Annotated in this window: 24 protein-coding genes; 7 read left to right on the forward strand and 17 right to left on the reverse strand. The window is 72.1% G+C overall.

From position 1 onward, the window contains the following. Positions 1–4 precede the first annotated feature (4 nt). Genes AMO33_RS14475 through AMO33_RS14500 form a run of 6 tightly spaced genes read right to left on the reverse strand, consistent with a single transcriptional unit; the run spans position 5 to position 5,908 of the window. A complete protein-coding gene (locus AMO33_RS14475) occupies positions 5–1,174 on the reverse strand; it encodes an LLM class flavin-dependent oxidoreductase (protein ID WP_060592944.1) in 1,170 nt (389 codons plus the stop codon). Beyond that, positions 1,171–2,274, reverse strand: a complete 1,104-nt coding sequence (locus AMO33_RS14480) for an LLM class flavin-dependent oxidoreductase (protein WP_060592945.1) — start codon at positions 2,272–2,274, stop codon at positions 1,171–1,173. The genes AMO33_RS14475 and AMO33_RS14480 overlap by 4 nt, the downstream gene beginning before the upstream one ends. Further along, positions 2,271–3,293: an ABC transporter substrate-binding protein gene (locus AMO33_RS14485; RefSeq protein ID WP_060592946.1), complete on the reverse strand. Its 1,023-nt coding sequence runs from the start codon at positions 3,291–3,293 to the stop codon at positions 2,271–2,273. The genes AMO33_RS14480 and AMO33_RS14485 overlap by 4 nt, the downstream gene beginning before the upstream one ends. Then, complete coding sequence (locus AMO33_RS14490) at positions 3,290–4,027, reverse strand: ABC transporter ATP-binding protein (RefSeq protein ID WP_098701493.1); 738 nt, start codon at positions 4,025–4,027, stop codon at positions 3,290–3,292. The genes AMO33_RS14485 and AMO33_RS14490 overlap by 4 nt, the downstream gene beginning before the upstream one ends. Continuing rightward, complete coding sequence (locus AMO33_RS14495; protein ID WP_011207680.1) at positions 4,024–4,872, reverse strand: ABC transporter permease; 849 nt, start codon at positions 4,870–4,872, stop codon at positions 4,024–4,026. Before AMO33_RS14495 ends, AMO33_RS14490 begins: the two co-directional genes overlap by 4 nt. A gap of 1 nt (position 4,873) precedes the next feature. After that, the gene (locus AMO33_RS14500; protein ID WP_060592947.1) at positions 4,874–5,908 is read right to left on the reverse strand and encodes an NrtA/SsuA/CpmA family ABC transporter substrate-binding protein; all 1,035 of its coding nucleotides are present in this window, start codon (positions 5,906–5,908) and stop codon (positions 4,874–4,876) included. Positions 5,909–6,160: 252 nt separating this feature from the next. Here AMO33_RS14500 and AMO33_RS14505 point away from each other — a divergent pair, with 252 nt between their 5' ends. Next, positions 6,161–6,907: an IclR family transcriptional regulator gene (locus AMO33_RS14505; protein ID WP_060592948.1), complete on the forward strand. Its 747-nt coding sequence runs from the start codon at positions 6,161–6,163 to the stop codon at positions 6,905–6,907. A gap of 19 nt (positions 6,908–6,926) precedes the next feature. Here the strand turns inward: AMO33_RS14505 and AMO33_RS14510 are convergent, their stop codons facing one another. From AMO33_RS14510 to AMO33_RS14520, 3 genes are all read right to left on the reverse strand, one after another. Next, the gene (locus AMO33_RS14510; RefSeq protein ID WP_060592949.1) at positions 6,927–8,618 is read right to left on the reverse strand and encodes an FAD-binding dehydrogenase; all 1,692 of its coding nucleotides are present in this window, start codon (positions 8,616–8,618) and stop codon (positions 6,927–6,929) included. Next, positions 8,615–9,244 (reverse strand): TetR/AcrR family transcriptional regulator, encoded by a 630-nt coding sequence (locus tag AMO33_RS14515; RefSeq protein WP_060592950.1) that lies wholly within the window; start codon positions 9,242–9,244, stop codon positions 8,615–8,617. The genes AMO33_RS14510 and AMO33_RS14515 overlap by 4 nt, the downstream gene beginning before the upstream one ends. 402 nt (positions 9,245–9,646) lie before the next feature. Beyond that, on the reverse strand, positions 9,647–10,297 hold the full coding sequence (locus AMO33_RS14520) for a hypothetical protein (protein ID WP_060592951.1): 651 nt from the start codon (positions 10,295–10,297) through the stop codon (positions 9,647–9,649). 230 nt (positions 10,298–10,527) lie between these two features. Here AMO33_RS14520 and AMO33_RS14525 point away from each other — a divergent pair, with 230 nt between their 5' ends. Further along, positions 10,528–11,190: a TetR/AcrR family transcriptional regulator gene (locus AMO33_RS14525; RefSeq protein ID WP_060592952.1), complete on the forward strand. Its 663-nt coding sequence runs from the start codon at positions 10,528–10,530 to the stop codon at positions 11,188–11,190. 38 nt (positions 11,191–11,228) lie between these two features. Here the strand turns inward: AMO33_RS14525 and AMO33_RS14530 are convergent, their stop codons facing one another. The 6 genes from AMO33_RS14530 to AMO33_RS14555 all read right to left on the reverse strand — a co-directional run bounded on the left by AMO33_RS14530 (position 11,229) and on the right by AMO33_RS14555 (position 17,238). Beyond that, positions 11,229–12,068 carry a DUF72 domain-containing protein gene (locus AMO33_RS14530; protein ID WP_076573587.1) on the reverse strand — a complete coding sequence of 280 codons (840 nt, stop codon included), beginning with the start codon at positions 12,066–12,068 and terminating at the stop codon, positions 11,229–11,231. A 10-nt stretch (positions 12,069–12,078) separates the two neighbouring features. Beyond that, positions 12,079–13,413, reverse strand: a complete 1,335-nt coding sequence (locus AMO33_RS14535) for a hypothetical protein (protein ID WP_139337512.1) — start codon at positions 13,411–13,413, stop codon at positions 12,079–12,081. 87 nt (positions 13,414–13,500) lie between these two features. Continuing rightward, entirely contained in the window at positions 13,501–13,998 is a 498-nt protein-coding gene (locus tag AMO33_RS14540) for an Rv3235 family protein (RefSeq protein ID WP_139337513.1), read from the reverse strand. An 88-nt stretch (positions 13,999–14,086) separates the two neighbouring features. Then, the gene (locus tag AMO33_RS14545; RefSeq protein ID WP_060592956.1) at positions 14,087–15,511 is read right to left on the reverse strand and encodes a DUF1254 domain-containing protein; all 1,425 of its coding nucleotides are present in this window, start codon (positions 15,509–15,511) and stop codon (positions 14,087–14,089) included. Between the two features lie 66 nt (positions 15,512–15,577). Then, positions 15,578–15,772, reverse strand: coding sequence for a ferredoxin (locus AMO33_RS14550; protein WP_011207669.1), 195 nt, complete (start codon positions 15,770–15,772; stop codon positions 15,578–15,580). After that, positions 15,769–17,238: a cytochrome P450 gene (locus AMO33_RS14555; RefSeq protein WP_240327528.1), complete on the reverse strand. Its 1,470-nt coding sequence runs from the start codon at positions 17,236–17,238 to the stop codon at positions 15,769–15,771. Before AMO33_RS14555 ends, AMO33_RS14550 begins: the two co-directional genes overlap by 4 nt. 101 nt (positions 17,239–17,339) lie before the next feature. Between AMO33_RS14555 and AMO33_RS14560 the strand changes: the two genes are divergently transcribed. Together AMO33_RS14560 and AMO33_RS14565 are read left to right on the forward strand one after the other, a co-directional pair. Continuing rightward, positions 17,340–17,987 (forward strand): TetR/AcrR family transcriptional regulator, encoded by a 648-nt coding sequence (locus tag AMO33_RS14560; protein ID WP_011207667.1) that lies wholly within the window; start codon positions 17,340–17,342, stop codon positions 17,985–17,987. Positions 17,988–18,172: 185 nt separating this feature from the next. Further along, positions 18,173–18,598, forward strand: coding sequence for a hypothetical protein (locus AMO33_RS14565; protein ID WP_011207666.1), 426 nt, complete (start codon positions 18,173–18,175; stop codon positions 18,596–18,598). Positions 18,599–18,601: 3 nt separating this feature from the next. Here the strand turns inward: AMO33_RS14565 and AMO33_RS14570 are convergent, their stop codons facing one another. Both AMO33_RS14570 and AMO33_RS14575 read right to left on the reverse strand, forming a co-directional pair. Beyond that, the gene (locus AMO33_RS14570; RefSeq protein ID WP_060592958.1) at positions 18,602–19,879 is read right to left on the reverse strand and encodes a sensor domain-containing diguanylate cyclase; all 1,278 of its coding nucleotides are present in this window, start codon (positions 19,877–19,879) and stop codon (positions 18,602–18,604) included. Positions 19,880–19,908: 29 nt separating this feature from the next. Continuing rightward, entirely contained in the window at positions 19,909–20,718 is an 810-nt protein-coding gene (locus AMO33_RS14575; RefSeq protein ID WP_060592959.1) for an SAM-dependent methyltransferase, read from the reverse strand. Between the two features lie 437 nt (positions 20,719–21,155). Here AMO33_RS14575 and AMO33_RS14585 point away from each other — a divergent pair, with 437 nt between their 5' ends. Genes AMO33_RS14585 through AMO33_RS14595 form a run of 3 tightly spaced genes read left to right on the forward strand, consistent with a single transcriptional unit; the run spans position 21,156 to position 23,670 of the window. Then, positions 21,156–22,055, forward strand: a complete 900-nt coding sequence (locus tag AMO33_RS14585; RefSeq protein ID WP_041560715.1) for a cation diffusion facilitator family transporter — start codon at positions 21,156–21,158, stop codon at positions 22,053–22,055. Positions 22,056–22,103: 48 nt separating this feature from the next. Further along, entirely contained in the window at positions 22,104–23,144 is a 1,041-nt protein-coding gene (locus tag AMO33_RS14590) for a DNA polymerase III subunit beta family protein (protein ID WP_060592961.1), read from the forward strand. Between the two features lie 40 nt (positions 23,145–23,184). Further along, positions 23,185–23,670 (forward strand): hypothetical protein, encoded by a 486-nt coding sequence (locus AMO33_RS14595; protein ID WP_240327531.1) that lies wholly within the window; start codon positions 23,185–23,187, stop codon positions 23,668–23,670. Positions 23,671–23,789: the final 119 nt, after the last annotated feature.

Raw genomic sequence — 23,789 nt, forward strand, 5'->3', positions numbered from 1 at the left:
CCTGTCATCGGACGACGGTGAGGGTGTCGGTACGGGCCTGCGGGGTGAGGCGGGAGCGGCCGAGCAGCGGCAGCACCTCCTCGCCGACGCGGTAGGCCTCCTCGAGATGCGGGTTGCCCGCGAGGATGAACGCGTCGACGCCGAGATCGATGAGCTGGTCGAGCCGTTCGGCCACCTGCTCGTAGCTGCCGACCAGCCCGAAGGCGGGTCCGCCGCGGATGAGGCTGAAGCCGCACCACACGTTGGGCGAGACCTCGAGATCGCGGTAGCCGGTGATGGTCTCGGGCACCCAGCCGGCGATCCTGGCGGCTCCGACGGAGTCGCCGCGGGCGGCGCGCTCGGCGGCGCCGCGGTCGACGAAGGCCCAGCCCTGTTCGATCTCGGCCCAGGCGGCTTCTTCGGTGTGCCGGGCCAGGATGTCGATACGCACCGCGAATTTCGGTGTCCTGCCCAGTTTTTCGGCATGGGCGCGGACACCGTCGAATTTGGCGCGCAGATCGTCGAACGGTTCCAGCCAGGACAGGTAGTAGTCGGCGTGCCGCCCGGCCGCCGCCACCGCGGCAGCGGAGGATCCCGAGAAGTACACCTCGGGGAACGGCTGCCCGGCCAGCCCCGGCGGCAGCGCCGCACCGCGCGTGGTGAAGAACCGCCCGCTGTGGTCGTAGGGCTCGCCGTCCCACACCCCGCGCAGCACGTCGAGGAACTCGCTGGTGCGCGCGTAGCGGTCGTCGTGGGCGACCTTGTCGCCCCACCACAGCTGCGCCGGTCCCCCGCCGCCGCTGATGATGTTGTAGACCAACCGTCCGCCGGTGGCCCGTTGCAGGCTCGCCGACATCCGCGCCGCCTGCACCGGGTGCAGGAAGCCGGGCTGGAAGGCGACCATGAACCGGTAGGTGGTGGTCTCGCGGGCCAGCGCCGCCGACACCGCCCACGGATCGTCGGTCACCGGGAAGGAGGGCAGCAGCCCGCCGAGGAAGCCCGCCGATTCCGAGGCGCGCGCGACGGCGGCCATGTGGTCGATGTAGCCGTAGTCGTCGAGGTGCCCGTCCCGCACCGCCGGGGCGATGTTGCCCGGCCCGTAGCCGTTGGCGTGGCCCCGGTTGTAGCGGCGCGGGGTGCGCAGCGACGCGTGATCGCCTTCCATGCCGATGCGCCAGTAGATGTCGATGGTCATGCCGGTACCTCCTCGGCGCCGGTGAGCGTGCGCCCGGCCGGATCGGCCAGGTGCAGCAGGTGCTCGCCCGCCCGGTGCACTTCCTCGATGTGCGGGTGGCCGCCGAGCACCACCGTGTCGATGCCCGCCGCGGCGTAGTCGCGCAGTCGCGCCGCCACCTGTTCGTAGCTGCCGACCAACCCGACCGGATGCGGGTAGCCGAAGGCGGCGAAGCCGGCCCAGCGCCCGTCGCCGAGGTCGAGTGCGCGCGCCTCGGCGATGTCGCGGCCGGTTTCCCGCCACTGCCGGTGCACCCTGGCCCAGGCTTCCCGTTCGGTCTGCCTGGCCACCACCGGCAGCTCCAGACCCGCGCGCACGGTGCGGCCCACGGCCGCCGCGCGGTCGCGCAGCTCGGCGAGCGCGGCGGCGGGACCGCGCGCCGACTCGGTGAAGACGTGCAGGTCGCCGTGCCGTGCCGACAGGTCGAGTGCCTCGGGGGCATCCCCGCTCAGCTGCACCTGCGGGAACGGCAGACCGGACAGGATGCCGCGGAATCCGCCGTCGATCACGTGGTAGTGGTCGCCGTCGAAGTCGAAGCCCGTGCCGTCGAACCCGGAGCCGGGCACGGGCTCGGCGTTCCACACGCCCCGGGCCACGGTGAGGAATTCGGCCGCCCGGGCGTAGCGGTCCGCTCCGGTCACGGTGTCACCGCGCGCGGCCGCCTGCGCGGCGTCGGTGTCGACCGCCAACCGCCAGGCCAGCCTGCCGCGCGAGAGTCGTTGCAAGGTGGCCGACATCTTCGCCGCGTACACCGGGGTACCGAAGCCGGGCTCGAACTCGACGACCACCGTCGCGTAGCGGGTCGCGCGCAGCGCACCGCCTGCGACGATCCAGGACTCCTCGCCGAGCGGGTCGTACGGCGCGAGCACGCCGTCCAGCCCGGCCAGTTCGGCGGCATCCACGATCTGGGCGAGATCGTCGAAGGGGCCGTAACGGCCGGGTCGCGGATCCGTGGCGGGGGTCGTCGGCGGCGGGCCCCCGAAACCGCCCCGGTGCCGCGACTCCGGCCGGGCGCGCCTGCCGTCGCCGCGGGTGGGCAGCCGCCACAGGAACGCGGTCATGCCGCCGCCCTCTCGGCCTCGACGAGTTCGCGCGCGCGATCCAGCGGTTCGGTCGCCACCCAGGAGCCGAGATCGAAGTCGGCGGCGAGGAATCCGTGGGTGTAGAGGAACTGCTTCTGCACACCGAGGAGTTCGAGCCGCTCCGCCGACAGCGACGGATGCAGGCCGCGGTGGAAATCGGCGCCGTACGCCGCGTGCACCCCGGCCGGGCCGGACAGCGTCTCCCGCTGCAACACCGCGCGCACGCCGTCGAGGTTGTCGGCGGCCCAGTCGGCCGCGCGCAGGCTCTGCGCCAGGAAACCGACGACCACCTCCGGGTGGTGTTCGAGCAGGTCGGCATGCACCGTGATCGGGCGCGGGGTCCCGTTGTTGACGCGCAGCCGCCGCTCGGGGGTGGCGTCCAGATCGACCGCGACCCGCAGACCGTGCTCGGCGGCCACCTCGGCGGCCCGCGCGCCCTTGACGTAGATGGCGTCGACCCGGCCGTCGAGCAGTTCGGCGACGCCCCAGGTGGTGCCGCGTTGCCGCTGAACGTCGTTGCGCACCTGCGGATTTCGGTCCACACCCACCTCCACGACGGACACGTCGGCGAGGGTGTGCCCGCTCAGCCGCAGCGCGTTGGCGAAGCCGTGCAGCGCCATCGCGCGGGGGAAGCTGCGCGCCTGGTCGGCGGCCCAGCCGGGGACACCGATCCGCAGACCGGCCAGCTCGGCCGGGCTCGCGACCGGCGAATCCGGGCCGACCAGGATGGCTTGCGCCTCGTCGATCCAGGTGAGCCCGATCAGGCGGGTGGGCGAGCCCTGCGCGCGGGCGGCCAGCGCGGGTACGTTGCCGCCCTCGCGGATCAGGCTCGGCAGGTCGTGCAGGAAGTGATGGCCGGCCAACTCGGGGCCGGCGTCCTGCAACACGCCGAACTCCAGGCCGGCGGCCGCGGCCGTCTCGCCGAGCCAGCCGAGACTGTGTGCCAGGCCGCTCGCGGTGGGGACCGGGCAGCGGGTGTACCAAAGGGTGTCGGTCATGAAGCACTCCTGATGGGGCGGCGGTCGGGGCCGCCGACTCCGAGATGGGCGAGGAATTCGGTCTGGTAGCGCAGGATGTCGGGGTCGGCGCGCTCGCGCGGACGGGGCGCGGTGATGGCGGTGTCGACCGCGAAGCGGCCGCGGTCGAGCACGATCACCCGGTCGGCCAGGCGCACGGCCTCGTCGACATCGTGGGTGACCATCAACACGGCGGGGCGGTGCCGGGCGACCAGATCGCCGACCAGGTCCTGCATCCGCAGCCGGGTCAGCGCGTCGAGCGCGGCGAACGGCTCGTCGAGCAGCAGCAGCTCCGGCTCCCGGACCAGCGCCCTGGCCAGGGCGGCACGCTGTGCCTCACCGCCGGAGAGCGTGGCGGGCCACTGGTCGGCCTTGCCGTCGAGCTGCACCTCCGCCAGCGCGGCCAGCCCGGCCGCCCGGTTGCTCCGGGTACGGCGCAAGCCGACGAGCACATTGGCGAGCACCCGTTTGGACGGGATGAGCCGAGGTTCTTGGTAGACGGTGGTCCGGCGGCCCGGTACCAGCACCTCGCCCGCGTCGGGGACCTCCAGCCCGGTCAGCAGCCGCAGCAGCGTGGTCTTGCCGGTGCCGCTGGGCCCGAGCAGGACCACGAACTCGCCGCGGCGGATGGTCAGGTCGACCCCGTCGAGAACGGTCTTGTCGCCGAAGGACTTCCGCAGTCCGGTGATCGAGACCGCGATCGGTTCGGTGCTCATCGGATCGCCACCTGCTTGCGCCAGGGCATCGCGAAACGCTCGAGCAACCGGACCAGGCCGTCGAAGACCAGGCCGAGCAGCGCGTAGAGCACCACGCACAGCACCATGTAATCGGTGCGGTTGTACTCCTGGGCCAGGGTGACCAGGTAGCCGACGCCCTCGCGGGTGCCCACCTGCTCGGCCGCGATCAGGCCGGTGATGCTGATCGACAGGCACACCCGCAGCGCCATGAGCACGCCGGGCAGTGCGGAGGGCAACACCACCTCGCGCACCAGCCGCGCGCCGGAGAGCCCGAACCCCCTGGCCGCCTCGACCATCTTGCGGTCGACGTTGCGCACCCCGAGATAGGTGTAGGCGTACATCGGCGCGACGGTGGCGACCGCGATGAGCAGGATCTTGTACAGCTCGTCGATGCCGAACCAGGCGATGAACAGCGGCACCAGCGCCAGGAACGGCACGGCGCGCAGGATCTGCATGGTCGAGTCGACCAGTTCCTCACCGAGCGCGGACAGGCCGGACACCAGCCCGAGCAGCAGCCCGGCCGAGACGCCGATCCCGACGCCGAGCGCCGCCCGCACGAACGAGGCGAGCGCGAAGTCGATCAGCTGACCGTTGCCGAGCAGTTCGGTGAACGCCGTCCACACCGCGGGCGGTCCGGCGATGACCCGTTCGGAGATCGCCCCGGTGGCCGAGCCGATCCACCACGCGGCCACGAACAAGGCGGGCAGCAGGAAGCGCAGGGGCACCGACACCCACGCGGGCCGCGACCGCTCGGTGCGCGCGCGAGGCGCGGTGAGCGGGGTGGCCTGCGCGGTCGCGGGCAGTGGCGGGGTGAGCACGGCCATGTCAGCTCCCCGCCCGCACCGCGACCAGCTGATCCCGGGTCAGCTTGGCGCGCAGATCGTAGAAGATGTCCGCCGGGGTGATGGCGCGGCTGATCACGCCGTTGGCGAGGAAGATGTCGACCACGTCAGCCAGTGCCTCGGCATCCTCCTGATCGGGCAGGTGCGGGACGGTCGCCTCGCCGCCGACCCGCAGTGCGTCGGCCAGGCGCTGGCCGCTCAGCGCGCGCGGCCCGGTCTGCTCGAAGACGTTCTCGAACTCGGCCGGATTCGCCCGCTGGCGCTCGCTGAGCTGCTGGAGCACCTCGAGGTACTTCGCGGCGATGTCGGGGCGCTCGTCGAGCACCTCGGTGCGGAACACCACCACGGTGTTGTCGCGCGAGCCGATGCTCGCCTCGGTGGCGATCTCGACGCCACCGTTGGCCTTGGCCTCCTGGTAGGGCACCAGGAACGAAGCCCAGGCGTCCACCTTGCCGGTGGCGAAGGCCGAGGCGGCTTCCTTCTGTTGCAGCGGCACCCGCGTCACCTGGTCGGCCGGAACCCCCGCCTGCGCCAGCGCCCGCAGCAGGATGTACTCCCCCTTCGCGGCCGGGTTGACCGCGACCCGCTTGCCGACCAGGTCCTGGACCGAGCGGATACCCGACTGCGGGGTGGCGATGATGCCGCTCTGGTCCTTGCCCGCCGGGTCCTGCACGGCGACGATGCGCACGCCCACGTCCTTGGACAGCGCCCCGACCACCGGACTGAAGGCGGCACCGGACACGTCGAGTTCGCCGGTGTTGAACAGCTTGAGGTTGGAGCTGAAACCCGGTGTGCTGTTGACCCATTCGACCTTGGCGCCGAGCGGGGCCAGCGCCGCGTCGAAGAGCCCGTCGCGCTTGCCGACGGCCAGCGGACCGGAGTTGCCCGGGTCGGTCACCTTCAACACGAAGGTGCCGGAATCGGACCCCGCGTCCGGCTCGGAGCCACACGCGGCGACGAGTGCGACGACGGGGGCGACCGCGAACGCGATGCGCAAGAAGGCGCGCCTGCGGGACATCGTGGGTGACTCCTGTTCGGGGAAGTGATCGAGCGAATGCCCTCGCAGCGTAGGGACGACGGTCACCGACCCGACAGGGAATGCTTGCCGAAGATCGGAAAGGTTGACAACCGGCCCTCGTTGGACATAGGGGCATCGATCGGCCAAATTACGCACCCGATCTCCGGCGATCCCCTCCGTGAGCGCCCGCGCTTTCCACATGACGGAAAGTTCCCGGGTTGTCCACAAGGTCGGCTGTGTTACCGTCGAGCCGTGGAACCCTCCGGTGTGCAGACCGTCTCCCGCGCCCTGTCGGTCCTGGACTGCTTCCGCGGCGGCGACTCCCGCGGCGTCTCGGAAGTGGCTCGCGCGCAAGGCATCCCGGTCAGCACCGCGCACCGCCTGCTGACCGCCCTGGTGCGTGCCGGCTTCCTGGAGAAGGACCCGGCCTCCAGCCGCTACCGGATCGGCCGGGCACTGGCCGAGTACGGGCAGATCGCCTACCGGCAGCACCGGATCTACCTGGCCGAACCGCTGCTCGAACAACTCGCGGGCACCACCGGCGCCAGCGCCTCCATCGCCACCCGCCACGACATCCACGCGGTGCTGCTCGGCACCAGCCGCTGGCGCGAATCCGACGGGCACCGGCTCCAGGGCGTGCGCCTGCCCCTGCACGCCAGCGCACTCGGCAAGGCGCTGCTGGCCTGGTCGGACGTCGGCGACGCGGACCTGCGCGCCCTCCCCTACGACGAGGGCACCGAACGGTCGGTCACCGGACCGGCGGAACTACGCGCCGAACTCTCCCTGACCCGCGAGCGCGGCTACGCCTACAACGACGAGGAACTCGACCCCGGCTTCCGCACGATCGGCTTGCCGATCCCCGACCCGGACGGCGGCTGCCGCTTCGCGCTCGGCCTGCGCGGACCGACCACCCTGATGATCCCCGAACGCGTGCCGTTCTTCGTGGAGCTGGCCAAGGTGACCGCCCGCGACATCGCCGCGGCCTTCGCCACCCCCTGAGGGGTGCGACGACCTCACCTCAGGCGAGTGACCTCGCCAGGGCTCGGCCCGCGGCGCGGCCGGAGAAGATGCAGCCGCCGAGGAAGGTGCCCTCGAGGGCGTTGTACCCGTGCACGCCACCGCCGCCGAACCCGGCGACCTCGCCCGCGGCGTAGAGACCGGGCAGGGGTGTGCCGTCGGGCCGCATCACCTGCGAGTCCAGGTTGGTCTGCAGGCCGCCCAGAGTCTTGCGGGTGAGGATGTTCAGGCGCACCGCGATCAGCGGGCCCGCCTTCGGATCCAGGATGCGGTGCGGCTTGGCGACCCGGCCCGCCTTGTCGGCGAAGGACTGGCGGGCGTTGGTGATCGCCATCAACTGGGCGTCCTTGCTGAACTTGTTGTCGATCTCCCGGTCGCGCGCGACGATCTGGCGTTCGAGTTCGGCGAGGTCGAGCTGCGGGCCCCGGGCGATCTTGTTCATGCCCTGCACCAGCTCGGCCAGCGTGTCCGCGACGACGAAATCCACGCCGTGCTGCTTGAACGCCTCCACCGGCCCCGGTGCGCCCTTGGCCACCCGGCTCTTGAGGGTGAGCTTGATGTCCTTGCCCGTGATGTCGGGGTTCTGTTCCGACCCCGAGAGCGCGAACTCCTTCTCGATGATCGCCTGGGTGAGCACGAACCACGAGTAGTCGTAGCCCGCGGCCAGGATCGCCTTCATCGTGGCATTGGTGTCGAAACCGGGGAAACACGGTGCGGGCAGCCGCTTTCCGGTGGCGTCGAACCACATCGAGGAGGGGCCGGGAATGATGCGGATCGCGTGGTCGGGCCAGACCGGATCCCAGTTGTGGATGCCCTCGGTGTAGTGCCACATGCGGTCCCGGTTGACGATCGCGCCGCCGGCGGCCTCGGAGATGGCCAGCATGCGCCCGTCCACGTGTGCGGGCACGCCGGAGATCAGGGTCTGCGGGCAGCGGCCCAGGCGCTCGGTGGGCCAGTTGCGCCGGATCATCTCGTGGTTGTGGCCGATGCCGCCGGAGGTGACCACCACCGCCTTGGCGCGGAACTCGAACTCGTCCACCACCGTGCGCGACGACGCCCGACCACGCGCGAGATCGGTGTCCTCGAGCACGCTGCCGCGCACCCCGACGACCGCGCCGTCCTCGACGATCAATTCGTCCACCCGGTGCCGGAAACTGAAGCCCACCAACCCGCGGCGCTCGGCGTCGAGCACCGGTTCGGCGAACACCCGCACCACCTCGGGCCCGGTGCCCCAGGTCAGGTGGAACCGCGGCACCGAGTTGCCGTGCCCGTCGGCCAGTCCCCCGCCGCGCTCGGCCCAGCCGACCAGCGGCGTCACCCGCAGGCCGAGATCGCGCAGGTAGTCCCGCTTCTCGGTGGCGGCGAAGCGGACGTAGGCCTGGGCCCACTGCCGCGCCCAATGGTCCTCGTCGTCGCGGTCGAACCCGGCCGAGCCCAGCCAGTCCTGGAGCGCCAGTTCGTAGGAGTCCTTGATGCCCAGCCGCCGCTGCTCGGGGGTGTCGACCAGGAACAGCCCACCCAACGACCAGAAGGCCTGTCCGCCCAGGTTGTTGCGGTTCTCCTGATCGAGCAGGTGCACCGTGCGTCCGGCCAGGGCCAGCTCGTGGGCCGCCACCAGCCCGGCCAGACCCGCGCCGACGACGATCACGTCGGCCTGGCGCGCGAACTCGGGACTGCAGTTGGTCATCGTCATCCTCCGTTGGGCGTGCTGTAGGCCAGCACCACGTGACAGAACAGCTCGGCGCGCCGCCGGTGCACGGCGGCGTTGTCCGGCTCCATGAGCACCTGCGCCGCGGTGCCGTCGTGCACCGCGACCAGCGCCTGACCGAGCGCCACCGGGTCGGCGACGGTGCGGCCCGCGCGCGCCAGCGCCGCGACGACGGTGGGCATCAGCGCCGCCACGATCGCCTCCTCGCGCGCGGCCATCACCCGGCGCAGGGCCGGGGTGCGCAGCGCGTGCGCGGTGAATTCGGCGGTGATCCGGAACCAGGCGTCGTCGAGCGGCACCGCGCGCAGCAGGCCGTCGACCGCGGCCCGGACATCGGTCACGCCGTCGACGGAGATCTCGTCCAGCGCCGCGCGCACGTCTGTCAGCAGCTCCGCCGAACGCTGCTCCCACATCGCCAGGAACAGCTCGTCGAGCGAGGTGAAGTTCGAATAGAACGCGCCGCGCGTGAATCCGGCTCGCTCACAAACTTTTTCGACGGTGGCCCGGCCGAAGCCCTCCGCGGCGAACACCTCGTAGGCGGCGGCGAGCAACCGATTGCGCGTGTGCACCCGACGCCTGCTCGGCGCCTTGGCCGCCGCGTGCGATGCCACCGGACCTCCTCGCGCCGGTTCGATACACCGGCGTATTCGATACAGAAACGTATCAGAAGCGCCGCGATGGCGTCAGCACTTCGGCCGACCGGATCCGGCCCGCCCACGGCGAGCCGGATCCGGTAACCCTCACCAGCCGGAGCCGGAGCCACCCGATCCGGTGTTGGCCAGGATCGTGCCGATCACGATCTGGGCGAGCCCGGCCACAGAGCCAAGAAATTCCACGGTGTCCTCCGATTCCTCATCGCCGACAGTCCGGCGTAGCCGTAACTTAGCTGATCGGCCGTCCAAAAGGGGGGCGTTTCATATAACTGCTCGACTCACCTACCTGGATGGGACTCGCGGCGAATCGTCACGACCAGCGGGCCCGTCCCCGGGCGGCTGCCGGCGCCGGGCCGGGGGTCACCGGTCCGGGGGTGCGATGCGGGTGATACGGGTGCCGTCGGCGTGGTCGGCGACCGTGACGAATTGCCGATAGGTCTTCACCACGCCATCGGGGCGTATTTCGGTGAGGACCACGTCGTAGCGGCCGTCGGGGAGCGGGGTGATCAGCACGCAGTGGCGCGTGCCGGGGGGCACGGAGGCGATGCCGGCGTCGATGGTCGCGACCGCGGAGACGGCGGCGTCGCGGGTGGTGACCGCGCGGGCGGCCGCGCCGGATCGGGTGACGTAGTAGGCGTACTGGAAGGCCAGGACGGCGTCGGGGCCGTCGGCGGTCGATCCGGTGCCGTTGCCGCGCACCAGTTGCGGGGTGCGGACCGGTTCGCAGCCGGGCCCACCGCCCAGGACCGGGTCGGCCACCGTCGCGGACTGTCGCGGTCCGGCGGCGGAGGCCACGTAGGCGAGCACCACCGCGACCGCAGCCAGCGAGACCCCCAGGGCGACGGCGGCCACCAGCCACGGCCGATGCGGCCGGGCGCTCCGGCCCCGCCGCCGCGGTGGTCGGTGACCGCGATGCCTGCCCGGGGTCGCCCCCGGCGCGATCATGCCCGGCCACAGCGGTGTCCGCGCACCCGGCGCCGCACGGCGTGACCCCACCGCGTTCGACGCCATGATCGACGCACCTTCCCCTGTCAATACCGTTGCGCAGTAACAAGATTGCACATGTCCGCGGATAATGGCGGGCGAATGGGCCGATCGGGCGCGCCGGAGCCGCCACGACGCGACCACCGGCGTCGATGCGCGCATAATCGGAACCCGCGAGCGGCGGCGTCGGGGCGGTCCGCGCGGAACGGTCCCGTGCGTTCGGCGCGCCCGCGCAACACACCGACAGAGAGGCAGCCATGCGCCCACCGACAACGCAACGGGAGTCGTTGTCCGACAGCGAGTTCGCCGATCGTCACCGCGCGGTCCGGGAGGCCGTCCTCACCTCACCGCGCGGCAGGCTGATCGCCGCGATCGTCGACTGTGTCGAAACCAAGGGCTATCCGGCGACCACGCTCAGCGACATCGTCGCCCGGGCGCGGGTGTCGCGCAGCACCTTCTATGAACATTTCGCCAACAAGGAACACTGCTTCGTCGAGGCCGTGCACGCGGGCATCGACATCCTGGCCGCCCGGATCAACGGGGAGCTGGCGCAGCTGCCCCGCGACGCCGACCCGCGCGCCAAGATCGCCTCGGTGATCACCACGTTCTGCGAAACCGTCGCCGCCGAGCCGGGGTTCGCCCGGCTGGTGCTGGTCGAGGCGTTCCGCGTCGAACGGGCCGCCGAGGCGGTGCGCAACCGGGCCGTCGACCGGTTCACCGACCTCTACCGGCACTTCCACGCGGTGGCCAGGGCGGGCGACCCCTCGGTGCCACCGGTCTCGGCAGAGCTGATCTCGCTGATCCCGGACGCGGTCGGCGAACGCACCCGCAGGCTGATCCTCACCGACGGACCCGAGGCGGTGCCCCGATCGGCACCGCTGTTCATCGCGTTCACCACCACCGTGCTCGGCCTGGACTGAGCGCGGCGACCGAGCGCGGCCGGGACAGCGTCGAGGGCTCAGAACAGCGTCATGGGCTCGGAGTCGACCGGTTCGGGCAGCGGGTCCAACTCCGGCACGAGCGCGCGCACCTCGGTGTGGAAGCGCCGGGCCAGGTCGAGAGCGCCCGCGTTGTCGGGGGTGTGCACGAACACCGTCGGTGAACGGCCCTCGCGCAGCCAGCCCGCCACGACCGGCAGCCACGGCTGCCAGCCCGCCACGGTCTCGGCGGGATCGTCGCGGCCGTGGTAGCGCACCATCGGATGCGCGGTCAGTGCCCGGGTGCGCCGGGGCACCCGCGGCTTCTTCGCCCACGCCTCCTCCTCGGCCGGGCCGCGCGGCGGTGCGCCGAACAGGACGGTGGTGTCGAAGATCGTCCACTCCGCGCCCGCCCGGCCGAGCACCCGCTCGAGCGCCGCCGCGGCGCGTTCGTCGTCGAAGAAGGCGCGATGGCGCACCTCGACCGCGCGGCACGGACCGGCCGGGAGCGTGCGCAGGAACGCGGCCAGCGCACCGAGATCGGTGGGCCCGAACGACGCGGGCAACTGAATCCACACCGTGTGCAGGCGCGGCCCGAGCGGCGCCAGCACATCGAGGAACGCGCGCAGCTCCGCGTCGGCGCCGGTCAGCCTGCGCTCGTGGGTGATCGTGCGCGGCAGCTTGGCCACGAACCGGAAGTCCGGGCCGGTCTGCTGTGCCCAGGAGCGCACGGTGCCCGGCGACGGGCTCGCGTAGAAGGTGGTGTTGCCCTCGACGGCGTCGCAGCGCTCGGCGTACCACCGCAGCCGCTGGGCCGAGGGCACCTGCCGGTCCTGCCACGCCGGATGCGTCCACATCGCACATCCCACGTGAAGCCGCATGGCCGCGACGTTAGTCGGCCCGGCCGACATCCACGCCGGTGGCTCCCTCCTCCGCCCGGTCGGCGGCGGGTTTGCGCCACCGCCACAGCAGCAGGATGCCCAGCGCGCAGCCGACGGTCACCAGCGCCGCCACGGCGCCCGGCAACGCGTAGAGCAGCAGGTCGGAGCGGCCGTAGGCGCGCGGCACCTCCCACTGCCGGGGAAGCGCGAAACCCACGCCGAAGATCCTGGCGCGCACGGCGACCACCACACCCGGTAGGAACAGCACGATCAACCCGAGCAGCAGCGTCGGCGCGCCGCTACGCGGCATCGTCGCCGCGAGGCAGTAGCCGGTGACCAGGGTGAGCAGCAGGCAACCGGCCACCGAGGCGGCCGGTACCGGTCCCTCCGGGCGTGCGGTGAGCACGGCGAACAGCGAAAGCCCCGCCGTGCCCGCCACACCGGCCACCGGCATCGGCCGGTACCGGCCCAGCACCATGCCGCCGACGCCGGCCGCGATCAGCAACGGCACCATCCAGCCCGTCAACGGCAACACGACGGTGGCGCCGCCCGCGGCCGCCACCGCCACCGCGCACAGGATCAGCTCGCCGTCGCGACCGGGCAGCAGCAAGGCGGTGAGCATCGCCGTCACCACGGTCACCAACGCCACCGGCAACGCGTCGGCGATCGTGCTCTCCTCCCGGACCAACCACGCCGAACCCGCCACCGTGCTCAGCGCCATCAGCAGGACCGCCACGATCGGGCGCAACGGAAGTTCCACCGAGATCGCCTGTTCCTCGGCCCGGCCGCGATGGGTGTAGGCACACACCGCGATCAACGCGGTGGCGGGCCACAACAGCCACTGCGGCGGCGAATCCACCACGAACCAGGCCAACGGCGAGTTGCCCGCGGTGCCGGTGAACTCCGCGTCGGAGACACTCAGATCACTGAGCATGATGCTGGTCATCGCGCCGAGCGCAGCCATCAGCGTGGGCAGCCGCCGGAACTGCACGGCCGCGGCCAGACCACCCAGCAGCACCCCACCGGCGAGGCAATCGATGTAGTTCAGGGTGGTGAGCGGGGCGAATCCCGAGAAGTACTGGCCGAGGACGTGATTGGCCAGCAGGACGACGCAGCCGCCGACCGCGGATCCCCAGGCGACCACCGCCGAGCTGGTCGTCGTGGCGAACACCGCGGTGATGACCGCGGCCACACCGCCGACCGCGGTGGCGCGCGGCAGGCTGTAGACCAGCAGCTCCATCTCCAGGGAGGCGGTGCCGTGTGCCCAGGCCAGCGAGATCGGGGTGGTGAGCGCCAGTCCGCCGATCACGGCGGACAGGTACACCGTGAACAGCTCGATCGACACCGAACAGCGCCGCACCAGTTCCAAGGTAGTCGAGTCCGGCGCGCCGGGGGTGCGACGCGCGGGGATGTCCCGCGCTCGGGCAACCGCTCAGCGCACGCGCAGCGCGGTCAGCCGCCAGCCGGTGGCGCGGGTACGGGCCACCCGCGCGGCCAGGGCGAAGCGCCGCCCACCGCGGTCGTAGCCGGCCCAGACCTCCGCGGTGTCGGTGTCGAGCAGCCGCAAGCGCACTCGGAGGTGCACCGCGGAGCCGAGCGCGCGGCCGGGCACGAGATCCGCGCTCACCAGCGTCCGCACGGCGGCCAGCACGGTGGGATCGGCGAGTCCGGCCAGCTGCCCCACCGGTCTGCGGCGGTCGAGCACCTCGAGCGCCATCCGCACCGCGCGCTCGGCGAACCGGGTCGCCCCGTCGGCGGCCGCCGCGCGTTCGGCGGCGTGCACCGCGCGCAGCGTCCGCTGGATCCCGGCGCCGGAGCGCGCACCCGAGCGCCGCGGCGCCGGCCTGCCGGCCCGTACGGGTGCGCCGGCACTCCGAAATGGCGGCTCCCCCTGCGGCGCGCGCGACAACGCCTTCCGTCCCTCGCTCATCCCTACCCCTCCTCACGACCGGTTCCGGCGACGATCATCGATCCGGGCGCGGGAGCGCACCCGAGTAGCGCGCTACTCGAATCTCCGTTCAGGGCACGGGAACCAGCGGCGGCGGGTGCCAACTACCGTCCAGCACTTCGGTTCTCGGCGCGTACAGGCGCAGGGTCAGCGAGAAGGTGCCGCGGTCGGGGATCGGCAGCCAACTGCCCGCGGGCACGCCGGGACCGGGGTCCGCGTGCTGGATCACCAGCACCAGCGATCCGTCCGGCGCGGGCGGCACCGGAATCCGATGGCCCACCGAGTAGATCTCCGCGTCGTTGGGCACCAGGAACCCGTCGCCGTCGTAGGCGGTCACCGACCAGAAGGCGTCCACCGGCGGCGCCTGGCCCGGCGCGAAGGTGAGCCGGTATCGGGTCGGAATGCCGTCGTCGTCGGCCGCGGCGAACAGGGTGGGATAGGCGGCACTCTCCGGCCGGTTGGCGCCGAGGCCCTTGGCGGCCGTGCTGGCGCGGCGCAGGTAGTCGTCGCCGTAGACGCCGATGTTCGGGTCGACCAGCCAGCCGTTGTCGATCCGGATCCCCGGATCGACGTAGACCTCGATGGTGTGCCGCACCGCCTGCACGGCCTCGGCCAGATCGTCGTCGGAGATCCCGGTCAGCGCGCCGCCCGGGGCGATGCCCAGCTGCGCGAACCGGGCCAGCGCGGGCCCGTCGGCGGGGGCGGGCGGATTCACCGCCATCAGCGCGCACAACCGCTCGAAGAACTCCGCCGGGTCCATCGCGGCCACCTGCTGCACCGGCGGCACGTCGCCGTCGCCGGTATCGGTGCGCCCGGGACCGGGGTCGCGGCCCGCGGGCCAGTCGGCCAGCGGGACCAGCCGCATCCGTTCCTGGATGGCCCGCACCGCGGGTACGTCCTCCGGTCCGTCGACCTGGATGCGGCCGAGCAGCCACACCATCGGGGTCGGCATCGGCAACACCACCAGATCGGGGGGCAGTTCACCGGTCCAGCCGGGACCGGTCACCACATAGGTGTAGGGCGGCGCCGCACCCGCCGCCACCCGGGGACGCAGGTTGCCGGGGTTGTGCACGGTGTTGGTCCAGGCGTCGAGCAGTTGCAGCACCCAGTAGCGCTGCGGTTCCACCTCGGGCATCTGCACGACCATCGGTCCGGCGGACAGGTCGAGCCAGGCGATCGAGTACAGCGTGTCCATGTTGGGCCGGACCGGACCGCGCCGTCGCGGGGTCGGCAGTCCGGCCGCGTGCCGGAACTGGTTGTCCGGCGTGCTCGCCCGCGCGACCCGGCGGGTCGCGTCCATGAGCACCAGCGGACAACCGAAGACATAGGCGTCGGAGACGATGGTCTGCGGGTCCTCACCCGAGGGCGGCCGCTCGGTGACGCGCTCGGATCGCCCACACGCCGCCGTCGCGCCGAACGCCGCCAGCGCGGCGCCCGCGCTCAACACGGTCCGCCGCGACAACGCCGGACCACCGGGGCGCCGCTGCTCCCGCATGGATCTGCTCCCAACTCCGCCTGGGTCGTGTCGAGCCGGCCATGCCGGAGTATAGCCGCGCGGTGCTCAGCTCCCTTCCAGCCGCAGGGCCTGCACCGGGCAGCTGTCCACGGCCAGTTCGGCCACGTCCCGGTCGGCTGGGCCGAGGGTGTCGGTACGCGGGCGCACGACGTCGTCGTCGCCCACCCGGAACAGATCCGGCGCCAGCGCCTCGCACATGCCGTGGCCCTCGCACCGGTCCCGATCGACGACCACCCTCATCGCGCGAGCCGTTCCAGCCGGATGGGCAGCCCGTCGGCGGGCGTCGGCCCGGTACCCGCCACCAACAGCGGCTCGTAGCCCGGCCGCACGCTCCAGCGGAACCGCGTGAGCATCTGGTACAGCACGGCTTTCACCGTCATTCCGCCGAAGTACAGGCCGATGCACTTGTGCGCGCCGCCGCCGAAGGGCGCCCAGGCGAAGCGGTGCGATTTGTCCTCGCGGCGCTCCGGCGCGAACCGCTCGGGATCGAACTCGTCGGGATCGCGCCAGTACTGCGCGGTGCGCATCATCATGTACGGTCCGCACATCACCAGCGTGCCGCGCGGCAGGTAGTGCCCGCACAGCGCGGTGTCGGCGATGGTCTCGCGGGCCTGCTGCGCCACCGGCGCGTACATCCGCAGCGCTTCCTTGAACGCCATGTCCAGCAGCGGCAGCTCGTCGAGGTCGTCGTAGCCGACCGACTCCTTGCCGAGCCCGATCGCCTCGGCGCGCAGCTTGTCCTGCCACTCCGGATGCCTGCCGAGCTCGTAGACCAGCATCGAGGAGGCGATGGTGCTGGTGTCGTGCGCGGCCAGCATCACGAAGATCATGTGCTGCACGACCTCCTCGTCGGTGAAGGTGTGCCCCTCCTCCGTCGTGGCCCGGCTCAGCACGCTGAACAGGTCGTTGCCCTCCCCCGCGCGCTTGGCGGGCAGTTCGCGGCGGAAGTAGTCCTCGAGTCGGCGGCGGCCGCGCAGTCCGCGCGCCCACACGCCGCCGGGCACGTTCGCGCGCACCATCGCGGTGCCGCCGTGCACCGCGTCCTCGAACGCGTGCGCCAGCGCGACGCTCTCGCGGCCGAGTTCGGCGCCGGCGAACACCTCGGTGGCCTGCTGCAACAGCAACTGCTTGATCGCGGTGTGGATGTGGAATTCGGCTGCGGGACACCAGGATTCGATGCCGCGACGCAGCAGCGGGCTGGTCAGGTCCTGGTACCCGTGCAGCCGCGGCCGGGTGAAGGCCTGCTGCAGGATCCGGCGATGGAACATGTGGTCGTCGAAGTCGCGCAGCATCACCCCGCCGTGGAAGAACGGCCCGATCAGCCATTCCCAGCCGCGCTGGGCCGAGTAGACCTTGTCGCGATCGAGCAGCACCTCCTCGAACGCTTCCGGACCGGCCACCGACACCACCGGCCTGCCGAGCACGCCGAGCCACGACACCGGGCCGAGGCGTTCGAACCGCTCGCGCGAGAAGCCCATCGGGTCGGCGAGGGTGTGCAGGGTGTACCCGATGCCGGGCGGGCCGAAGTCACCGAGCACCGGTTTCAGGCCGCTGCCCGGCGGCGGCTCGGCGAGCGGCCGGATCCGGGTCGGATACCGCTTCACCACCTGCAGCCCCGCGCGCTGCGCCTGCCAGGACAGGCGGGTGCGCAGGTGCCTGGCGTTGTCGGAGACCGCGCTGACCGTGGTGGGAAGTTGAAGACTCATGCCGAATCCCTTCGCGACGCTGCGAGTGATCTCGACCATATCGGAAACAAGCGTTTCCGTACACAGTTGTTTCCCGATTCGTGCTGTGAAAAGCTGTCTCGATGACCCGCGCAACGACCGGCACGTATCGCGGCGCCTCCACCGCCGAGCGGCGCGAGGACCGGCGCAGGCGCCTGCTGGACGCCGCGCTCGACATCGTCGGCACCAACGGCCTGTCCGCGCTGACCGTCCGCGGCGTCTGCGAGCAGGCCAAAGTGGGCCCGCGTTTCTTCTACGAAGCCTTCCCCGATCTCGACGCGCTCGCCATCGCGCTACAGCTCGAGGTGCAGAATTCCGCCCTGGACAGCGCCCGCACCGCGATCGCGGTCACCGCCGGCACGCCCGCCCAGCGGATCAGGGCGGGGGTGGCCGCGCTCATCACCGACCTCACCGACGATCCGCGCCGCGCCCACATCGTCTTCGCGCAGGCCTTCGGCAGCGAAGCGCTGATGCGTTCGCGGTTCGCGAGCATGCGCACGGTGGCGGCCACCATCATCGAACAGACCCGCGTGGTGCTGGATCTGCCCGAGGGCCAGGACGCCGCGGTGGCCGCCACCTCGCAGTTGATCACCGGCGGCGCGGCGGAGCTGGTGCTGGTCTGGCTGGACGGCGGGCTCGACGTGGACCGCGAGGGATTGATCGACCTGCTGGCGGATTTCACGATCGCGATGATCGAAAGACTCCCCGCGGTGGCCGTACGCCTCGGATGATTGCAGCGGCGAGAAGTAGCCGTTCGCTATACACTGATTTGCAGGCCAGTTCTCCTTTCAATTCGAATTGGCTTCGGGCACACGATGTCCCGACCTGTGACCGGCTGTTCTCATCCATCGACGTCGGGAGGTGCGTTGTTCGACCCCGCACAGCGCGCCCGCCCACGTCCCACCGGAGGTGCGAGATGATCGAGAGTGCGTACGCGGCCGAGGCGACGGACACCACCGACCTGTCCCAGCGGTGTGCGGGCGAACCCGACGGCCCGGCCGCGCGGCTGCCCGGCAACAGCATGTGGACCGTCTCGGCCGTGGTGGTCGAGGCCGACGGACCCACCCCGCGCCCCGGCGTCGTGGCCTCGGCCAGCCTGCCCGACGCCGCCGAGCAACTGTGCGAATATCTGCCCCGCGCGGGCGCCGACGGCGACTGCTACCTGGTCGCGCGGCAGGTTCCGCTGGTGACGCACGGCCCGTGCAGCGGCGGGCAGCTGCCCCGACGCGCCTGGGTGAGCCCGATCCGCCGCGACGACGAGGGCCAGGCCACCTGGGGCCGGTGGACCCGCGCCGAGGAGCACCCGCAGTTCCGCCGCGAGGACGGCCTGGCCTGGAACTGACACTCAGCCGCGGCGGCCCGGCCGGGGCGCCGCGTGCTTGTCCCGGTACATGGCGGCGTCCGCGGCCCGCATGAGTTCGTCGACCTCCGCGGGCCGCTCCCGGCTGAACACCGCGCCGATACTGGCGCTCACCCGCACCGGCTGGCCCAGCACGTCGAGCGGGTCGAGCAGCGCCGCGTGCAGCCGCCGGGTGAGCAGGTCCAACTGCTCGCGACCCTCGCAGCGCTCCACCAGGACGATGAACTCGTCGCCGCCGATACGCGCGGGCAGGCCCCACGATTCGACCGCCGCGCTGAGGCGGCGGGCCACGTCGTGCAGCACGCTGTCGCCGACGCTGTGGCCCCAACGGTCGTTGATCTCCTTGAAGCCGTCCAGGTCCAGGTAGCAGATGCCGATCGGGGCCTGCGCGGCGGCGAGCCGGTCGAAGAACAGCACCCGGTTCGGCAGCCCGGTGAGGCTGTCGTGGTTGGCGTCGTGCCAGAGCCGGTCGGCCAGCTGCTTGCGCTCGGTGACGTCGACGGCGACCCCGATGAGAAAGCGGACCTGCCCGTCGGCATCGCGCACCGCCGACATCGACAGGTCGATCACCGAGACCTCGCCGTCGGGGCGCATGTAGTGGGTCTCGATGCGGAAGCGGCGGATCTCGTCGGCCAGCATCCGTTGCATCTGCACGAACGCCTCGCCGAGATTGGCCGGGCCCATCAGCTCGGCCACCGACCGGCCCGGCATCCGCTCCTGCGGCAGGCCGAGCATTTCCGCGAAGGCGGCGTTGACCTCGAGCACCCGGCCGTGCACATCGATGGTGCCGATGCCCACCGACGCGCCCGCGAACACCGCCTCGAACCGGGCTTCCGAGAGCTGCCGCCTGGCCTCGGCCTCCTGCGCGGCCGCCAGCGCGGCGCCCAGCGTGGTCTCCTGCTCGGCCAGCGCGACCGCGCGCAGCGCACCGGTGAAGCCCGCGGCGAACTCGGCGGCGACGTCGACCGCCCTGGCACGGCACCGTTCGAACTCCGGATCCTCGCGGGCGCAGCAATCCTCGACCATGTCGGTGCAGATCACCCGCACGGTACGGCTGACGGCCAGCGGATCGCGATAATTGGCCGCCACCAGCATCACCGCCGCGCCCTGGGCGGCGTCGGGTTCGTCCCGGCCGCGGATCGCGCCGACCAGCAGTTCGGCGAGGTCGGCGAGCATCGCCTCGATCTCGGTACGCGTGAGCGCGGGGGCCACGACGCCGTCCAGCGCGTCGGCCCACCGTAACGACAGCTCACGCAAGCCCACCGGCCGCTACCCCCTCCCTCGGCGCGTTGTCAGGCCTTGCGGCCCACTCCTGCCAGGCCGAGCGAGCGGCCCGGCGCCTCGTGCCGGTCGCGGTCGGATTCGGGCCGCCACAACGGCAGTTCGACGACCCCTGGTTCCACCAGCGCCCATCCGTCGAACATACCGGCGATGGCCGCGGCGGGCCGGAAGTGGATGCCCACCTTGCTCGAGTCGGCGGCGCTGGCGCCCAGCGCGGCGGCGTCGTCGGGGCGCAACTCCGAGGTGAGATGCGAGATCGCCACGTACGAGCCGGGGACGACCGCGTTTCGCAGGGCGGCGACCCGCTCGGCCGGACGGTCGTCGTCGGCCAGCAGGTGCAGCACCGCGATCAGCAGCAGCCCCACCGGCTGGTCGAGATCGATGAGACCGGATTCGCGTACCCGGGCCAGCAGGTCCTCGGGCTTGCGCAGATCGGCTTCGACGGCATCGGCGTTGTCGTTGTCACCCAGGATCGAGCGGGCATGCGCGACGGCGACCGGATCGATGTCGATGTAGAGCACCCGGACGCGCGGGTCGAGGCTCTGCGCGACCTCGTGCACGTTGCCCACGGTGGGGATGCCCGAGCCGATGTCGACGAACTGGGTGATGCCCGCGTCGACGAGGAAGCGGACCGCACGGCGCAGGAAGGCGCGGTTGCTCAGCGCCAGCCGGGGCAGATCGGGCACCAGCCGCTTGCCCATCTCGGCGGCCATCCGGTCCACCTCGAAGTTGTGCGAGCCGCCGAGCAACGCGTCGTACATGCGTGCCGGACTGGCCTGATTCATGTCGACGCCCTCGGGCGCCCAGGACGGCCTGTCCATCGAAATCCCCTCTGCCACGACTGGATCGCCGCGACGATCCGCACCGGCGCGCGAACCGCCCGGTGCTCACGGATGGTAATCCGCCGCGGTGACATGCGCCCGCGCCGTGCCGCGGAGAATTGCCGAAGATGGATGCAGACATTCGCATGTCAAGAAGTTAGGCTGAGCTCAGTTGATCACGACTGTATTCGATCGGACCGGCGTTCGATCGGACCGGCGTTCGATCGGGACCGGCGCGAGACGGAAGGGACGACCTCGGCATGGGAGAACAGTGCGGCTCCAGCGGCGCACAGCGGATGGCGCCGACGCCCGGCGGCCACGAGCACGGCCACGAGCACGGCGGCCGCCGCACCGGTGGGCAGCGAAACGATGACACCGCCCACGCTCGGACCGCCCACGCTCACACCGGCCACGACCACGCCGGCCACGACCACGGTGTGACGGCCGAGTCCGATCCGCGCTGGCTGAGCATCGCCCTCGCGCTGATCGTGGGATTCATGGCCGTCGAGGTGGTCGTCGGCATCATCGCCCAATCGCTGGCGCTGATCACCGATGCCGCGCACATGCTCACCGACGCCGCCGCGATCGTGCTGGCACTCGTCGCGATCCGGCTGTCCCGCCGTCCCGCCGCGGGCGCCTACACCTACGGCTACAAGCGCGCCGAGATCCTCTCCGCCCAGGCCAACGGCATCACCCTGCTGCTGCTCGCGGCCTACTTCTGCTACGAGGGCATCCACCGCCTCATCGAGCCCCCGGACGTGGCGGGCCCGCTGGTGCTGATCACCGCGCTGGCCGGTATCGCGGTCAACATCGCCGCGGCATGGTGCATCAGTCACGCCAACCGCACCAGCCTCAACGTCGAAGGCGCCTTTCAGCACATCCTCAACGACATGTACGCCTTCATCGGCACCGCCGTCGCGGGCGCGGTCGTCTGGCTGGCCGGGTACCCGCGCGCCGACGCCGTCGCCGCGTTGATCGTCGCGGCGCTGATGGTCAAGGCGGGCTGGTCGCTGGTGCGCGAATCCGGGCGGATCTTCCTCGAGGCGGCGCCCGCGCACCTGGACCCCGACGCCATCGGCGCCCGTATCTGCGCCGTGCCCGACGTCACCGAGGTGCACGACCTGCACGTCTGGACCATCACCTCGGGCGAGCCCTCGCTCTCGGCACACGTCCTCGTCGACGACCGGGCCGACTGCCACGGTGTCCGCCAGGCCATCGAGAACACGCTGCTCGGCGAATTCGCGCTCGCGCACACCACCCTGCAGATCGACCACGCCGCCGCGCCCGCCACCGCCCCGCACTGCGCCGAGCCGCACGGTCGCACCCACCGGCGCTGAGCGGCGCGTGCTTGACCTTCAGGTCTGTCGAGACTCCATGATGGCCGCGTGACGGAGACGCGCGACCAGGGGTTGCTGACGATCGGCGCGGTGGCGCGGGCCAGCGGGCTCACCGCCAGTGCGCTGCGGTTCTACGGCGACTGCGGGTTGCTGGCGCCCGCCGTGGTCGACGAGGTGACCGGGTACCGCTACTACACCCCCGAGCAGTGCGCGCGGGCGGTGCTGATCCGGCGCCTGCGCGGCATCGAGTTGCCGTTGCCGGAAGTGGCCGAGGTTCTCGACGCCGGTGCCGCACGCGCCGGGGAGGTGCTCGACCGGCACGTGGCCGAGCTGGCCCGTCGCGCCGCGGCGGCCGCCGCGGTGGCCGGGGAGGTGCGGCAGGTGCTGGCGGCCCGCGGCGGCGTCACCGTCGACGCCGCCGGGTTCGCCCGCGCCGTGCGGCAGGTGGTGCGCGCGGCGGTGGTCGATCCGGAGTTTCCGGTCCTGGCCGGCGTGCTGCTCGAGGTCGACGACACCGGGGTGACGGTGACGGCGACGGACCGGTACCGGCTCTCCACCCGGTCGGTGGCTCCCCGCCGCGGCGTCGAGCGATCGTGGTCGGCGGTGGTCGAGGCGGGGGTGCTCACCGCCGCGGTCGCGGAGGCGCCGGGCGAGCTCGTCCTCGCCGAGGACGAGGGTGGCGTGCGGATCGTGACCGGCGCGGTTTCCCGGCGGCTGCCCGGAATCGCGGCCGAATTCCCCGACTACCGCGCCGTGCTCGCCGGCCTGGGCCCGGCGCGCACGCGGGTGCTGCTCGGCCGCGCACCGCTGCTGGCCGCGCTGGAAGCGGCGACCGCGACCGTGCCGCTGGTCGTCGCCGGGGCCGGCGTGGCGCTGGGCGGTCCGGTTCCGGTCACCCTGCCCGCGACGGTGACCGGGGCGCCGCTGCGGCCGGCCTTCGACCCGCGCGTGCTGCGCCCGGCCGTCGAGGACGCGCTCGGACCGGAGTTGATGCTCGACCTCACCGCCCCCGACCAGCCGGTGGTCCTGCGTTCGGCCACCGACGGCGACCTCACCACCCTGGTGATGCCCGTCGATCCGGCTCACTGACACCGAACCGCCCGAGACCCGAACCGATCCAGGAGAACCCGTGACCGACACCGTCATGACCGCCATCATCGATGCCGTGGAGCGCGGCCGGGCGGGCGATCGCGACGCCGCCCGCACCGCGCTCACCGACCTGTGGCGCACGCTCGGTCCGCACGGCGATCCCCTGCACCGCTGCACGCTCGCCCACCACCTCGCCGACCTGCAACCGGATGCGGCCCAGGCCTTGGTCTGGAACGTGCGTGCCCTCGACGCGGCCGACTGCCTTACCGACGAGCGCGCGCAGGCACACCACCCCGGGCTCACGGTCGCGGGCTTCTACCCGTCCCTGCACCTCAACCTCGCCGACGACTACCGCAGGCTGGGCGCCTTCGACGCCGCCCTGCGCGAACTCGCCGCCGCTCGCACCCGCCTGTCCGAACTCGGCGACGACACCTACGGCGCGATGATCCGCACCGCCTTGGCCGAGGTCGAACAGGCGGTCCTAGCGAGCGACACGACACCGCGCCCCACGGCCGCCCCCGCCTGAGCGGTCAGCGGCCGGAGGCGGCAGCGCAGCATCACCACGCAGGCCGCCCCGCACAGGCGAATCCGACACAGCCTGAGCGGGTCAGCGGCCGGAGGCGGCAGCGCAGCGTCACCACGCAG

It is taken from the genome of Nocardia farcinica (assembly GCF_001182745.1).
Classification (GTDB): domain Bacteria; phylum Actinomycetota; class Actinomycetes; order Mycobacteriales; family Mycobacteriaceae; genus Nocardia; species Nocardia farcinica.

Excerpts from the sequence above, each read along its gene's own strand:
- AMO33_RS14475 (WP_060592944.1), bottom strand. The coding sequence starts at position 1,174 with ATGACCATCGACATCTACTGGCGCATCGGCATGGAAGGCGATCACGCG.
- AMO33_RS14525 (WP_060592952.1), top strand. The coding sequence starts at position 10,528 with ATGCGCCCACCGACAACGCAACGGGAGTCGTTGTCCGACAGCGAGTTC.
- AMO33_RS14520 (WP_060592951.1), bottom strand. The coding sequence starts at position 10,297 with ATGGCGTCGAACGCGGTGGGGTCACGCCGTGCGGCGCCGGGTGCGCGG.
- AMO33_RS14490 (WP_098701493.1), bottom strand. The coding sequence starts at position 4,027 with ATGAGCACCGAACCGATCGCGGTCTCGATCACCGGACTGCGGAAGTCC.
- AMO33_RS14500 (WP_060592947.1), bottom strand. The coding sequence starts at position 5,908 with ATGTCCCGCAGGCGCGCCTTCTTGCGCATCGCGTTCGCGGTCGCCCCC.
- AMO33_RS14510 (WP_060592949.1), bottom strand. The coding sequence starts at position 8,618 with ATGACGATGACCAACTGCAGTCCCGAGTTCGCGCGCCAGGCCGACGTG.
- AMO33_RS14560 (WP_011207667.1), top strand. The coding sequence starts at position 17,340 with ATGACCCGCGCAACGACCGGCACGTATCGCGGCGCCTCCACCGCCGAG.
- AMO33_RS14550 (WP_011207669.1), bottom strand. The coding sequence starts at position 15,772 with ATGAGGGTGGTCGTCGATCGGGACCGGTGCGAGGGCCACGGCATGTGC.
- AMO33_RS14495 (WP_011207680.1), bottom strand. The coding sequence starts at position 4,872 with ATGGCCGTGCTCACCCCGCCACTGCCCGCGACCGCGCAGGCCACCCCG.
- AMO33_RS14565 (WP_011207666.1), top strand. The coding sequence starts at position 18,173 with ATGATCGAGAGTGCGTACGCGGCCGAGGCGACGGACACCACCGACCTG.
- AMO33_RS14575 (WP_060592959.1), bottom strand. The coding sequence starts at position 20,718 with ATGGACAGGCCGTCCTGGGCGCCCGAGGGCGTCGACATGAATCAGGCC.
- AMO33_RS14545 (WP_060592956.1), bottom strand. The coding sequence starts at position 15,511 with ATGCGGGAGCAGCGGCGCCCCGGTGGTCCGGCGTTGTCGCGGCGGACC.
- AMO33_RS14485 (WP_060592946.1), bottom strand. The coding sequence starts at position 3,293 with ATGACCGACACCCTTTGGTACACCCGCTGCCCGGTCCCCACCGCGAGC.
- AMO33_RS14540 (WP_139337513.1), bottom strand. The coding sequence starts at position 13,998 with ATGAGCGAGGGACGGAAGGCGTTGTCGCGCGCGCCGCAGGGGGAGCCG.
- AMO33_RS14480 (WP_060592945.1), bottom strand. The coding sequence starts at position 2,274 with ATGACCGCGTTCCTGTGGCGGCTGCCCACCCGCGGCGACGGCAGGCGC.
- AMO33_RS14530 (WP_076573587.1), bottom strand. The coding sequence starts at position 12,068 with ATGCGGCTTCACGTGGGATGTGCGATGTGGACGCATCCGGCGTGGCAG.
- AMO33_RS14555 (WP_240327528.1), bottom strand. The coding sequence starts at position 17,238 with ATGAGTCTTCAACTTCCCACCACGGTCAGCGCGGTCTCCGACAACGCC.